Consider the following 13,726-nt stretch of genomic DNA (forward strand, 5'->3'; position numbering starts at 1 on the left):
AATGTCATGTCGTGGTTAATTCTTATTCTCTCCGGGGCACTCGAAGCCGTCTGGGCTGCAGCTCTCCATCGCTCCAAGGGCTTCCGTAAACCCGTTCCCACAGTTGTCTTCCTGGTGTCAGTTGTCGCCAGCATGGCCGGGCTCGCCATTGCGATGCAATCCATTCCTACCGGCACGGCCTATGCAGTGTGGGTTGGCGTCGGCGTGGTACTGACCGCGACGTACGCCATGGTCACCAAAGTTGAACGCGCGACGACGGCCCGGCTGCTTTTGCTTGCGGGCATCGGCGCATGTGTCATTGGCCTGAAGGTGGTGGCGTAGCCATGACTGAGAACACTGGAAACATCAAGAACACCGGCAACGGCATCTACTGGATCATCCTCCTGGCTTCAGCACTGCTCGAAGCCGTATGGGCCACGGCCCTGGGCTTGTCCAACGGCTTTACGCAACTCACGCCCACAGTGGTTTTCGCCATCACCGCCGTGCTGAGCATGCTCGGCCTGGGTATCGCGGTGAAGCGAATCCCCCTCGGCACAGCCTACGCAGTGTGGGTTGGTATCGGAGCTGCGCTGACCGTTGGTTGGGCCATGCTCACTGGCGTGGAATCCGCGAGTCCGTTGAAGCTGCTGTTCATCGCCGGAATCGTGGGCTGTGCTGCCGGTTTGAAGGCCCTGCCCGCTGAGAAACCTGTAGCCAAGGCCGAGTAGCAAGCACTCCCCGCGTTCCCTGCCCTTGCCCGCGGGCACGCTCCCTCTTGCCCCAGCCCTCTCTTGCCACGGCTGTTTGTTGCCGTGGGCCCTCCGTTTCGATGGTTCCCTGCGCACCATGCCGCGCGCACGGCATCCCTGGCAGGGAACCCCCGAATCGGGCCGGGCACGGAGGGTGATGGCGCAGGCTCGTCAGTCAGACACACCCCTGGGCTGGGCGCAGGCACACAAGTCAGACACACCCCCAAGCCCGACACACTCCCAAGCCACGCGGGCTCACTCCACCGCCGCAGGCCCTCCATTTCGATGGTTCCCTGCACACCATGCCGCGCGCACGGCATCCCTGGCAGGGAACCCCCGAATCGGGCCGGGCACGGAGGGTGATGGCGCAGGCTCGTCAGTCAGACACACCCCTGGGCTGGGCACAGGCACACAAACCAGACACAGCCCCAAGCCCGACACACTCCCAAGCCGACGCACGCGGGCTCCTACAGGAATACCCTTCGCGTCCGTGGAGTTCACGCCAACAGAGGGCACTCTGGAACACCTACGCGCATTGGAGAAGTTCATGACGGCAGTACACCTTGGCGATGGCCTCACTGTAAGCCCGCTCGGTTTCGGCGGAATGGCTCTGACCCCGGTCTATGGCGGAATCGATCCCGAAGAAGGGCTCAAGACGCTGCGGCACGCGGTTGACGCCGGCATCACGTTCATCGACACCGCAGATGTTTACGGCGCGGGCAGTAACGAGGAACTCGTGGGCAGGCTTTTGAAGGAGCGGCGCGACGAGATCCAAGTAGCCACAAAGTTTGGAATTGAGGGCAACCCCGCGGACGGGTACACGGGAGTCCGCGGGGATGCGCCCTACATCAGGCAGGCGGTGGAAGCGAGCCTCCGCCGCCTGGACACTGATGTGATTGACCTCTACTACATGCACCGCCGTGACCTCCGCGTTCCGATAGTGGAAACCGTGGAGGCCATGGCGGAGCTGGTCCGAGAGGGCAAGGTCAAGCACCTCGGATTGTCTGAGGTGACCGCCGAGGAGCTCAGGCAGGCCAACGCTGTTCATCCCATTGCCGCTGTCCAGAGTGAATGGTCAATCTGGAGCAGGGATGTTGAACTCAACGTCGTTCCTGCAGCCAAGGAACTTGGCGTCGGGTTTGTGCCTTATTCGCCGCTGGGCCGTGGCTTCCTTACGGGAACCGTCAGCGCAGGCGATCTCGGGGAGAATGACTTCCGCCATAAGATCCCCCGTTTTGGTGACGAGGCACTTGATGCGAACCAAGCCGTTGTGGCTGCGGTTCGCGAGGTAGCCAGCGGGCTGGATGCAACTCCGGCCCAGGTAGCCCTGGCTTGGCTGTTCACCCAAGGTCAGCGCCTCGGGATTTCTGTGGTCCCCATCCCCGGCACGCGCAAAACGCACCGGATCGACGAGAACCTGGGGGCGCTGTCCCTGCAACTGGGGACAGCACAACTTGAGATGCTCGACCAAGCCGCAGCCGCCGTCGTGGGTTCACGATCCGCCGACCCCAACTGGGTGTCACAGGGCCGCGAAGCCAACCCGACCACTGCATAGACTGAAGCGATGGATTCGCTTATTCACTCATTGCGTGACGTCACTATCCGCAGCATTTCGGTCAGCGAGATGAACAACAACGTGTACCTGTCGACCTCAAAGTCCACAGGTGCGCAGTTGCTGATCGACGCCGCCGACGACCTTCCGGCCATTCAGCAACTTCTCAAGGACGCGGCCGCCGATGCGACGGTCGAGACCAAACTGGCCAGGATTGCCACCACCCATCAGCACTGGGACCACGTCCGGGCGCTGGCGGAGCTGGTGGATGTCACCGGTGCAAGTACGTCAGCAGGAGCGGACGACGCCGATGCGTTGCCGGTTCCTGTGGATGTCCGGCTTGGTCACGGCGACGTCGAGCGTTTCGACGGTTTCGAGCTGACGGCGGTCCACCTGCGCGGACATACTCCGGGTTCGATTGCCTTCGTGTACCAGGATCCTGACGGGCCGGCCCACATTTTCAGTGGAGACTCGTTGTTTCCGGGAGGCGTCGGCAACACACAGAACGATCCGTCACGTTTCACTTCTCTGTTGAACGACGTGCAGGAGCGACTGTTCGACGCTTATCCGGACGAAACCCTCGTGCACCCGGGCCATGGACTGCCCACAACCCTGGGCGCCGAGCGGCCACACCTTGAAGAGTGGCGCGCCCGAGGCTGGTAGAGCATTCGTTGCGGGGCCTGCTCTGCGCGCCAAACCCAAGGAATGACGCGCAGAGCGGGCCTCACAACGTGAGTGACGTTAGCGGCCGCGACGCTCGTTCGATGCCGGAGCCGATGCACGACGCGGGCCGCTGCGGGCCGGACGACCTGCACCGGAGCCACCGCGACCGGAGTTGCCGGAGGCACCTGAACCGAAGGATCCGCCGGACGTAGCGCCCGTTGCGGAAGACCATACGGCCTTGTTTCCACCGGTGCGGGTGCTCGTGGTGGATGCCGTGCGCGGAGCCGAAGCTGAGCGCTGGCCGGTAGCCGGACGGCCGCTGCGGCCGTTCTGGCCCTGCGAACCGGGAACGTCATTGCGGTGAGTAGCGCCAGCCTTGCCGCGACCGCGTGAGCTGCGGGCGACGTCGTCGTTCGCTGCTGCGCGGCGATCGGCACGGTTGGTGTCCGTACGAACCGGCTCAGCCGCAACCTTGCCGCGTCCGTTGCGGCCGCCACGACCACCAGCGGTGGGTGCCGCCTGAGTGGAGCGGCGTGCGCGCTTGCGCTGGGCGTTGGCGCCGGTGGAGGTGCCGCCACCCTGCGGGGCTTTCGCCGCGAGGAGTGCTGCACGGGTGCGGGGATCAACCTTGTCCGCGATGTCGCCAACCAGGTCAGCAACCAACGGGGAGTTAGCCGTCACGCGTTCAAACGAAACGTCAACGCCGGCAGCCTTCATGAGCTTCTTGACGTCGCTCTGCTGCTCGGGGAGCGTCAGGGTGACCACGGTGCCATCGGAACCGGCACGGGCCGTACGGCCTGAGCGGTGCAGGTATGCCTTGTGCTCTGTGGGCGGGTCCACGTGGATGACGAGTTCGACGTCGTCAACGTGCACGCCGCGGGCTGCGACGTCGGTGGCCACCAGGACGCGGACGTCACCGTTGGAGAACTCGGCAAGGTTGCGGTCGCGGGCGTTCTGCGACAGGTTGCCGTGGAGGTCGACGGCGGGGATACCGGCGTCCGTGAGGGTCTTGGCAAGCTTGCGGGCGTGGTGCTTGGTCCGCATGAAGAGGACGCGGCGGCCGGCGCCGGAAGCCAATTCAACAATGAGCTGCTTCTTGACGGTCTGGTCGTTGACCACCAGGACGTGGTGTTCCATGGTGGTGACAGCGGCTTGGGGATCGTCCACTGAGTGCGTCAGCGGGTTGGACAGGTAACGGTTGACCAGCTTGTCAACACCGTTGTCCAGAGTCGCGGAGAAGAGCAGGCGCTGACCCTGGGTGGGGGTCATGTCCATGAGCTTCTTGACGACCGGGAGGAAGCCGAGGTCAGCCATGTGGTCTGCCTCGTCCAGCACGGTGACCTCGACGGCTTCGAGGGTCAGGATGCGCTGGCGGATCAGGTCTTCGAGGCGGCCCGGGCAGGCGATGACGATGTCGACACCGGCGCGCAGCGCCTTTTCCTGGCGTGCCTGGGAGATGCCGCCGTAGATGACCGTGGTGTTCAGGCCCATGGCCTTGGCCAGCGGCTCGATGGTGGCGTTGATCTGGGTTGCCAGTTCACGGGTGGGTGCAAGGACCAGGCCCATGGGGCGGCCCGGCTTGCGGAAATGCTTTGCTTCGCGCTCGGCCAAGCGGGCCACGAGCGGGATGGCGAAAGCGATGGTCTTACCGGAACCGGTGCGGCCACGGCCCAGGACGTCGCGGCCTGCGAGGGTGTCCGGGAGGGTCTTGACCTGGATGGGGAATGCCTCTTCGATGCCGTCTGCGGCGAGGGATTCAGCAATGGGCTTGGGCGTGCCAAGGGCAGCAAAAGTAGTCATAAACTTCATGTCTTTCGGGCGGTGTCCAAGTGCGGACATCGGCCCCCGACGCCGGTTGGGCCAGGGGTTCGCCGAGGAAAAGTCAGGTGATCTACCGGTTCGCTTCAGCAGCGGTGGCCGGGACCAAATAGAACGCGTTCATCGACGCAGGATGTGCCTCTCACATGAAAAATGCCCCGCCGCGCAGCCTGTCAGGCCACCTGCTTCAGGGCGTCACCGCACATCAAGTGTTCCTAGCTTAGCAGTGTTTCCACGATGGACCCGCATCGGGGCAGCTCGAGGGTGCGTTGCGGGCACCCAAGTAGGTAGCAGATCAGGTCGCTCCCAGCGTTGGGAACGACCTGATCTGCGACCTACTTGGGCTGAGTCAGTGAGAGCTCCGGTTCGGCGTCCCGGGATTCGGGCGACGCCACGCGGGCGGCGACCCTGGGCGCAATGACAACCCCGACGACGGCGATGACCGCCGTCAGCGCGAAGACCCCCGCAAACGAGTTCGTCGTCGTAAATGCCGCGAAAACCAGTCCTGTGGCAGCCAGTGACAGTGCGCCACCGAGGGAATCGGAGATGGACATGGCCGCGCTGTTGAAGCCCTGGTTTTCCTCTGTGGAGAGCGCCAACGTCATGACGGAAAGCCGCGGGTACATGAGCCCCATGCCGCCGCCAGCCAGGATCCAGCCGGCAATGGCCACGGATGCGGGCAGGGCGAACGCTGCGGTCACCAAGGTGGAGATCACGGCTATCAGCACCAAGAGAGCGCCAATCTTCACTGCGAGATCGTCCGCCAGCCGGGCACCGAGCCGCCCTTGGATGGCTGACGCTCCGGCCCACGCCAGCGCGGCACCAGTCAGCGTCAGTCCGGCGAAGGTGGGCGTGAACGCGTACCGCTCAGTCAGCAGGTATGGCAGGTACACCTCGGCCCCGAAGAACGCCGCCGACGCCAGGCCGCGCACCAGGATCACGCTGGGCAGGCCTCGGCGTGCGGTGAGGGTCCCCCGCGGTACCAGCGGGCGGACCGCCACCAACGCAATGACAAGCGCGACGACGGCAATCGCCCCACCCACGCCCGGAACCTCTGCGGACAGGTTCAGTCCGAGGACGGCGGCGGCTGCGAGCGCCGCCCACCCCATCCGGCCGAAAGCCCAGGGAACAGGCTCAGCAGCGGGTTCGGAATTCATCCCCCGCACAGCCGGGACCACCATCAGCAAGGCTGGAACCACCAAGCCCACAACGCCGAGGAACACCCAGTGCCAACTGCTCAGCTGGGCAACCACACCCGCGGCGAACGGTCCCACCAAGGACGGAACCACCCAGGACGCGGCGAAGGCGGCAAAGATTTTAGGGTGCAGTGCCGGCGGGTATACGCGGGCAACCAGGACGTACAGGGCCACGGTCATCGCACCTCCACCAAGTCCCTGCACCAGACGGCCCAGCACCAGCATCTCCATGGTTCCGGCCGTCCCCGCGATCAGGAGGCCAACAACGAACAACGCAACCGAGGAGTACAGCGGCGCCGCAGGACCACGACGATCCGACCAGTTACCCGCCGCCACCATGCCCATCACTCCGGTTGCCAGCGGGCCTGCGAAGGCCAGCGCGTAGAGGCTGGCTCCGTCCAGGTCGCGGCTGACGAGCGGCATGATGGTGGTCACCGCGAGGGACTCGAACGCGCTCAGGAACACGAGTGCGCACGCCCCCACGGTGGCAAGCAGGTATGGACGGCGGAGTATTCCGGCCGTTGAGGTGTCAGAGGTCATGGACGTCAGCCTAGAACCTCAACTAATGTTGAGGTCAATCCATCACTCGCCCCACCGGAAGCGACCTCATGCCGCCAGTCGAAACGCACCGGCCACTCAGTATCGGTGAGCTGTCCGAACGGAGTGGAGTGTCGGCGTCGGCCCTTCATTTCTACGAACGCAACGGGCTGATCGAAGCGGAGCGAACGGCCGGCAACCAGCGGCGGTACCGGCGGGACACGCTGCGGCGGGTGGCCTTCATCAAGACATCCCAGCGGGTGGGCTTGCCGCTGAAGGACATCCGCGAGGCGCTGGACTCTTTGCCTGACGGCCGGACCCCCACCAAGCGCGACTGGGCCAGGTTGTCGTTGCGATGGCGCAAGGAGCTGGACGAGCGCATCGCCGCGCTCCAGCACCTCCGCAATGACCTGGATGGGTGCATCGGCTGCGGCTGCCTGAGCCTGAAGTCGTGCACGCTGCAGAACCCGTCGGACGAGCTCGGGGCCTCCGGCGCGGGCGCCCAGCGCTGGACGCTGCCGAAATAGCAGTACTTCCGGAACAGCAATACTACCGGAATAGCAGTACTAGAGGATGGCGGTCATGACGTTCCAACCAGCGCCCACCTGGACTCTGGGAGCGTAGCCGCCGCTCCCGCTCCCCGGGTAGAGCCACAGGACACCGGATGAATCGCGCGCCAGGACGTCAGGTACATCGTCGCCGTCGAAGTCCCCGGGGGTGACGATGGCCGACATGACATTCCACCCCACGCCCACCAACACGCGCGGGAGCCACTCGTTTGACTGGTCCCGTTCATACAGCCACAGGATGCCCTCCGCATCGCGGGCCAGGACGTCATTTCCCGGCCGGACGTTGTTGCCCGGGCCCATGATGGCCGTCATCTCATTCCAGCCGCTGCCGATCTTGGCGCGGGGAAGCCAACCACCGGTGCCGTTGCCCGGGTAGAGCCAGAGGTCCCCGGCAGCGTCACGCGCCAGAACATCGGCTTTACCATCCGCGTCGAAGTCACCCGGGGCCACGACGGCGGTCATCGCGTTCCAGCCCACGCCCACTTTGGAGCGCGGCAGCCAGTCGGAGTCACCGTCACCTGGATAGAGCCACAGATCACCGGCGGCGTCACGGGCCAAGGCGTCCGAATTGCCGTCACCGTTGAAATCGCCCGCGGCCACGATCAGGTTCATCACGTTCCATCCACTGCCCACCTGCGTCCGCGGCAGCCAGCCCTCGTTGGCGTCGCCGGGGTAAAGCCATAGAGAGCCGGAGGAATCCCTTGCCAGAACGTCCGTCGCGCCATCGGAGTTGTAATCCTTCCAAGCGTTGCTGTCGCGAGGGGTGGGGAGCGCCCACAGGTAATTTCGTTGGGTCCCCGGGCTGAAGTAGCCCTTGGAACCATCCGGAAGCATGGTCAATGTGCCTGGCGCCACGTCAAAGTCAAGATCGATAGCTCCCGCTGCCTTGAGCGATGGAAGGTTCAGGACGGTAATGCCTGTTCCCACAACGAAAAGCCTGGTGCCGTCGGCGCTCATGGTCAGGTTGAGCGGCCCGGAGTACATGCTGGGGCCACCGTTAGTAAGGCTGATTGGCGAGGACAAAGTGTTCAGGTCCAGATCTATTTCAGTGAGGAAGGAATCCCCCCTGATGGTTTCGCGGCCTTCTTGCCTGTCCGGCGTTTTGTCCACAAAGAATGCCCGACGCCCATCGGGCGTAAAGACAGGTGGCGCGGCCCACGTGTCGCTCTGCGTCGCAATTTCGCCGATCACAGTGTTGGAGGCAACCGCGACTATTGCAATCCCGCCAAATAATTTGGGGTAGTAGATCCTGGATCCGTCAGGGGACATCGAACCGCCGAGCGATGCTACGCCGAGTGGAATGGTGCTTGAAACTGTTTTTGTTGCCGTGTTGATGACCGAGACCGACGGCTCCGCCCCATGGGAGACGAAGGCTTTGGCACCGTCCGGGGTTAGCAGTATTTTGCCGGGGGCACGACCGACGGGAATGACCTTCAGAACTGAAGCTGAGGCCACGTTGATGACATGGACTGCCCCGGGGCTATCCGAAGGACCTTCAGTCGCCTGCGTGGTGACGTACAGCGTGGAACCATCAGGAGACACCGCCAGATCCTGGACTGGTCCGTCCACAGCGATTTTCGCGCTGGGGGTGGCCGTTGCCGCGTCAACGATCGTTACGTGATGTTCGAAAAGGTGGGTCCCCAAGAAGACTTTCGATCCGTCGGGACTGACTTTCATGGCCGAGATATAGTCCAAGTCGGCCGTCAGCGTGACGTGATCAGTAGCGGTATCGATCACGGAGAGATCCCCGCCCGTGGAAGCGGCAAAGACCTTCGAACCATCCGGGCTGGCGCTAACGTACGACGGGCCCATCACTGGGATCTTGGTTGGTGTCCCGAAGTCAGCCATGGGCGCAATGACGGGAACCTGGCCCGGCCCCGCCGTTCGAAGGCCTCCGGCCATGCCAAAGGCCGGCGACCCGCTGAGCATCAGTCCTACCGCGAGGACGCCGACCCCTACTGTCCGTAAACGAAATTTTCGCGCCGGAAACACCATGAATCCCCCAATTTCAGGCGCCAGCGATTCGCGAAAGGCGCGTGTGCGACACAGGCTACCCACCATCGAAGGGAAAAACCATAGCTGGCTCCTATTTGTAGGAATTGCCGGAACAGCAACAAGCATTGCCTTCTGCGGGCGGCCCACGGCACGCTTGGCATATGACTGAACACACGCACGACGCCGGCACTCACCAGCACGGTCAGCACACCCATGATGGCGCACAGCACACCCATGAGGGCGCCCAGCAGGGCGGCCTGAACCTCCATGAGGACGCGGACAATGCCGTGGACATGTGGGACGGCATGTACCGGGAGCGCGCCAAAATTTGGAGTGGGAACCCGAACCCGCAACTGGTTGCCGAGGTCACTGGGCTGAAGCCGGGAAAGGCGCTGGACCTGGGCTCCGGGGAAGGTGGTGACGCTATTTGGTTAGCACAACAGGGGTGGACCGTCACCGCATTGGACGTGTCCGCCGTCGCGCTTGAACGTGCAGCAGCCCATGCAGCGGAAACCGATCACGCGGACCGGATCACGTGGCAGCAACAGGACCTCACGGAGTGGGAGCCGGAGCCGGTGTTCGATCTGGTGTCGGCCCAGTTCCTCCACTCCCCTTTGTTGCCGTGGCGGGACTCTGCGTCGAAAGCCGCTGCCGCCGTCGCACCCGGTGGCACCTTGTTGATTGTGGGTCATCACCCGCACGGACTCCCGTCGTGGAGCCATCATCACGAGTCCGGCATGTTTTTCACGCCGGAGCAGTTGGCCGGTGAGCTCCGGTTGGATCGCGCGCCGTGGTTTGTTGAGGTCCTCACGGACAGGGCGCGGACCGTCACCGGACCGAACGGCGAGTCCGGCACCACCCTCGACACGGTCCTGAGAGCCACAAAACGCGCCTAAACACCGCCGCGCCTAAACACCGGCAGGACTAAACACCGGCAGGCAGTAGCTCCCCGTAAGGCGGCACCACTGTTCCGGTGGCGGTCGAGTCCGGGTTCAGCATCCACCCGACGCGTTTTGCCGTGTTCAACATAACCACGCTCTCCACCAGCTCGATGCCCGGTATCCGCTGCTGGATGGTGAGCTCCATTTCCATGACGTCTGCCAGGGACCGCAGCCACATGATCATGGTGAAGTTGGTGCGTCCCGTGGTGGAGGCGGAGAACCGGATGTTGCGGATGGCCCTGAGTTCCGTGGCAGCGGCCTCATGCTGGCCGGGGGGCACGTTCGCGAACCATTGCACGGTGATGGGGAATCCGGAGAACTGCTGGGCAATTTCGCAGCGGAAGGACAACATCCTGCTGGCCAGCACCCGCCCGAGTTGCCGTTGAACCGTTGCTGGATTCCGGCCCAGGGCTCTGGCAATCTCGGCCGCGGTGGCCCGGCCGTCGCGGGCAAGGAACGGGATGAGCGCCAAGTGGCTTTCCGGGAGCGGGACCACGATTGCGTCGGGTGCTGGGGGATTGGCCGACTCGGGTCCCGCGAGCGCCCGGAGTGCCTGCTGCTCCGCTTTGCTGAGCACGTTGAGCCGCCACGCATAACCGCTGGTGTGGATTCGTGTGCAGAGGGCTGTGTGGTATTTGGTGAGCCCCCGAATTTCCTTGAGCCTGGGCAACACCTGGGTGCTGAATTGCCCCAGGTCTTGGGTGATTACCGTCAGCGTGAGATCACGGTTGCTGGCAGCCTCTTCCACGGTAATGACTTCGGGAAGCTGCGCAACCGCAGAGGTAACGTCCGGTCTGAGGTGCATTTCGCAGTCGATGTCCACCATCGCCAGGCACATGTCCTTGGGATCGCCCATGAGGTGCGCGGTGGTCCACGATGCGCCCGCCGCCCGCATGCGCTCCCATCTGGACGCGAGGGTGGTGGCGTGGACGCCGAGGACTTCGCCGGCGTCGGACCAACTTATCCGTGGCGATATCTGCAACGCGTTGATTAGCCGCAGATCTTCTTCACTGAGCTCCATGAGCTTATTCTCTCAGGACTCTGCATGAATTCTGCTCTTAGAGCCGTGACCATGCATATTTCCAGATGTTTTAGAGCATGTGAACCACATCACCCCAGAATGGCAATAAGGAATCCATCCCCGAGCACCACAGGAGAACATATGACCATCGCGGCCGACGCCAAGGAACTGCGGGACGACATCGTCCGCCTCCGTCACGACCTCCACCGTGAACCCGAAATCGGACTGCAGCTTCCCCGGACACAGGAGAAGGTACTCAAGGCGCTGGACGGACTGCCGTACGAGATCACTCTTGGCAAGGAAACGACGTCGGTCACTGCGGTTCTGCGGGGCGGCGCGAATCACGCTTCGGCCGAGAAGCCCGTGGTTTTGCTGCGTGCCGACATGGATGGACTTCCGGTGCAGGAAACTACAGGCGTGGACTACACCTCCCGCGTGGACGGGGCAATGCACGCCTGCGGTCACGACCTCCACACCTCCATGCTCGCCGGTGCCGCCACCCTCCTGGCAGAGCGTCGCGATCAGCTGGCCGGCGATGTCATCCTCATGTTCCAGCCCGGAGAGGAAGGCTTCGACGGAGCGAGCTACATGATCAAGGAAGGCGTCCTGGATGCTGCCGGTCGTCGCGCCGACACCGCCTACGGGATGCACGTGTTCTCTTCCCTTGAACCGCACGGGCAGTTCGTCACCAAGCCCGGCGTCATGCTCAGTTCCTCGGACGGACTCGTTGTCACCGTGCTGGGCGCGGGCGGCCACGGCTCCGCTCCTTACTCGGCAAAGGACCCCGTCACCGCTGCTGCCGAGATGGTCACCGCACTCCAGGTCATGGTCACCCGCCAGTTCAACATGTTCGATCCCGTAGTCCTGACCGTCGGTGTCCTGCACGCAGGAACCAAGCGCAACGTCATCCCCGAGACGGCCCGCATCGAAGCCACCATCAGGACCTTCTCCGAAGAGTCCCGCCGGAAGATGATGGAAGCAGTACCCCGGCTTCTGCATGGCATCGCGGCAGCCCACGGTTTGGAGGCGGACGTGCATTACCAGGAGGAATACCCCCTCACCATCAACGACGACGACGAAACCACCACCGCGGAGAAAGTCATCGCCGGAATGTTCGGCGAATCCCGCCACACCCGCATGGCAACTCCCCTGAGCGGTTCCGAGGACTTCTCCCGCGTCCTCGCCGAAGTTCCCGGCACCTTTGTGGGACTCAGCGCCGTTGCCCCCGGCGCCGACCACACGACGTCGCCGTTCAACCACTCGCCGTACGCACTGTTCGACGACGGCGTCCTCACCGACGGCGCCGCGCTGTATGCCGAACTTGCCGTATCCCGCATAGCTGCCCTCGCCGGCAACTGACTCACCAACCCCAGCCCCTCCCCACTTTGGAGAACCACATGACCGCCACCGTAGGAACGTCCCCCGACGTCAAGGTCCACAAATCGCATCTGCGAACGCTGGTTGGTACCGGCATCGGTAACGCCGTTGAATGGTACGACTGGGCCATCTACGCCACGTTCTCGCCGTTCATCGCGAGTGCCCTGTTCAGCCAGGCCGACCCCACCTCAGCCGTGCTGTCCACCTTGGCGATCTTCGCCGTCGGGTTCGTTGCCCGTCCGTTCGGTGGTTTCGTGTTCGGCTGGATCGGCGACAGGATTGGCCGCAAGACGTCCATGACCGTGGCTGTGGCCTTGGGCGCGGTGGGCAGCCTCCTCATCGGCATCGCTCCGACGTTCGCTGCTGTTGGCGCCTTCGCTTCGGTGATGCTTCTGGTGGCCCGGCTCATCCAGGGCCTGGCGCACGGTGGTGAGTTGCCGTCGTCGCAAACGTATTTGTCCGAGATGGCACCCAAGGAACACCGCGGCTTCTGGGCCACCCTCATTTACACCTCCGGCACAGCCGGCATTCTGGCCGGAACGCTGTTGGGCGCCATCCTCACCGCAACCCTCAGCAAGGACGATATGAGCGCCTGGGGTTGGCGCATCCCGTTCCTGATCGGTGGCGCACTGGGTATCTACGCACTGTTCATGCGGGCCAAGATGAAGGAAACCGAAGCTTTTGAGGCCGAGGCACCCAACGAGAAGCGCCTGCCCATCTGGCCGCAGATTGTGAAGTACCGCAAGCAGGCACTGCAGGTTATCGGCCTCACTGTTGGCCTGACCGTTGTGTATTACATCTGGGGTGTCGTGGCTCCGAGCTACGCCGCTACCTCGCTGAAAATGGACCGCGGTGAGGCACTCTGGGCAGGTGTGGTGGCCAACGTGGTGTTCATCGCCGCCCTGCCGTTCTGGGGCAAACTGTCGGACCGCATCGGCCGCAAACCTGTGATCATCGTGTCAGCCGCAGGCGCCGCCCTGCTGCACTTCCCCATGACGTGGCTGCTCAAGGACTCGCCGTGGCAGCTCGCCGTGTCCATGTCCGTGATGCTCTTCTTCATCGCCGGCAGCGCCGCGATCGTCCCGGCCGTCTACGCCGAACTGTTCCCCACCCACATCCGCACCATCGGCGTCGGCGTTCCATACTCCATCTGCGTAGCTGTGTTCGGTGGCACGGCCCCGTACCTGCAAACCTGGCTCGGCACCATCGGGCAAGCTCAACTGTTCAATGTGTACGCAGTGATCCTGCTGCTGGTAGGCATCGCGTTCGCCTTCTCCATCCCGGAGACCAAGGGCAAAGACCTCACCGTCTAGCCTCTCCTGCCCCAAC

The 13,726-nt window shown here is 63.8% G+C and carries 12 protein-coding genes; 8 read left to right on the forward strand and 4 right to left on the reverse strand.

What is annotated here, in order from left to right:
- Window positions 1-6: 6 nt before the first annotated feature.
- The 4 genes from CQ020_RS12185 to CQ020_RS12200 all read left to right on the forward strand — a co-directional run bounded on the left by CQ020_RS12185 (window position 7) and on the right by CQ020_RS12200 (window position 2,943).
- A complete protein-coding gene (locus CQ020_RS12185) occupies window positions 7-321 on the forward strand; it encodes a multidrug efflux SMR transporter (RefSeq protein WP_024818198.1) in 315 nt (104 codons plus the stop codon).
- Between the two features lie 2 nt (window positions 322-323).
- Entirely contained in the window at window positions 324-707 is a 384-nt protein-coding gene (locus CQ020_RS12190) for a multidrug efflux SMR transporter (RefSeq protein ID WP_105692089.1), read from the forward strand.
- 568 nt (window positions 708-1,275) lie between these two features.
- The gene (locus CQ020_RS12195; protein ID WP_105692159.1) at window positions 1,276-2,283 is read left to right on the forward strand and encodes an aldo/keto reductase; all 1,008 of its coding nucleotides are present in this window, start codon (window positions 1,276-1,278) and stop codon (window positions 2,281-2,283) included.
- Between the two features lie 9 nt (window positions 2,284-2,292).
- On the forward strand, window positions 2,293-2,943 hold the full coding sequence (locus CQ020_RS12200; protein ID WP_105692090.1) for an MBL fold metallo-hydrolase: 651 nt from the start codon (window positions 2,293-2,295) through the stop codon (window positions 2,941-2,943).
- Between the two features lie 78 nt (window positions 2,944-3,021).
- Here CQ020_RS12200 and CQ020_RS12205 read toward each other — a convergent pair whose 3' ends face one another.
- Window positions 3,022-4,743, reverse strand: a complete 1,722-nt coding sequence (locus tag CQ020_RS12205) for a DEAD/DEAH box helicase (protein WP_181151864.1) — start codon at window positions 4,741-4,743, stop codon at window positions 3,022-3,024.
- A gap of 353 nt (window positions 4,744-5,096) precedes the next feature.
- A complete protein-coding gene (locus CQ020_RS12210; RefSeq protein ID WP_105692092.1) occupies window positions 5,097-6,497 on the reverse strand; it encodes an MFS transporter in 1,401 nt (466 codons plus the stop codon).
- Between the two features lie 128 nt (window positions 6,498-6,625).
- Here CQ020_RS12210 and soxR point away from each other — a divergent pair, with 128 nt between their 5' ends.
- Window positions 6,626-7,021 (forward strand): redox-sensitive transcriptional activator SoxR, encoded by a 396-nt coding sequence (gene soxR, locus CQ020_RS12215; RefSeq protein WP_308727312.1) that lies wholly within the window; start codon window positions 6,626-6,628, stop codon window positions 7,019-7,021.
- 39 nt (window positions 7,022-7,060) lie between these two features.
- On the opposite strand, the gene CQ020_RS12220 is transcribed toward soxR, so the two are convergent.
- Window positions 7,061-8,992 (reverse strand): FG-GAP-like repeat-containing protein, encoded by a 1,932-nt coding sequence (locus CQ020_RS12220; RefSeq protein ID WP_181151865.1) that lies wholly within the window; start codon window positions 8,990-8,992, stop codon window positions 7,061-7,063.
- 227 nt (window positions 8,993-9,219) lie between these two features.
- Between CQ020_RS12220 and CQ020_RS12225 the strand changes: the two genes are divergently transcribed.
- The gene (locus tag CQ020_RS12225; protein WP_105692095.1) at window positions 9,220-9,954 is read left to right on the forward strand and encodes a cyclopropane-fatty-acyl-phospholipid synthase family protein; all 735 of its coding nucleotides are present in this window, start codon (window positions 9,220-9,222) and stop codon (window positions 9,952-9,954) included.
- Between the two features lie 28 nt (window positions 9,955-9,982).
- Here CQ020_RS12225 and CQ020_RS12230 read toward each other — a convergent pair whose 3' ends face one another.
- Entirely contained in the window at window positions 9,983-11,020 is a 1,038-nt protein-coding gene (locus CQ020_RS12230) for an Lrp/AsnC family transcriptional regulator (RefSeq protein ID WP_105692096.1), read from the reverse strand.
- Window positions 11,021-11,161: 141 nt separating this feature from the next.
- On the opposite strand from CQ020_RS12230, the gene CQ020_RS12235 reads away from it, so the two are divergent.
- The gene (locus tag CQ020_RS12235; protein ID WP_105692097.1) at window positions 11,162-12,379 is read left to right on the forward strand and encodes a M20 family metallopeptidase; all 1,218 of its coding nucleotides are present in this window, start codon (window positions 11,162-11,164) and stop codon (window positions 12,377-12,379) included.
- Between the two features lie 38 nt (window positions 12,380-12,417).
- A complete protein-coding gene (locus tag CQ020_RS12240) occupies window positions 12,418-13,710 on the forward strand; it encodes an MFS transporter (RefSeq protein WP_105692098.1) in 1,293 nt (430 codons plus the stop codon).
- The last annotated feature ends 16 nt before the right edge of the window (window positions 13,711-13,726 follow it).

The sequence above is a fragment of the Arthrobacter sp. MYb23 genome, assembly GCF_002979775.1.
GTDB lineage: Bacteria > Actinomycetota > Actinomycetes > Actinomycetales > Micrococcaceae > Arthrobacter.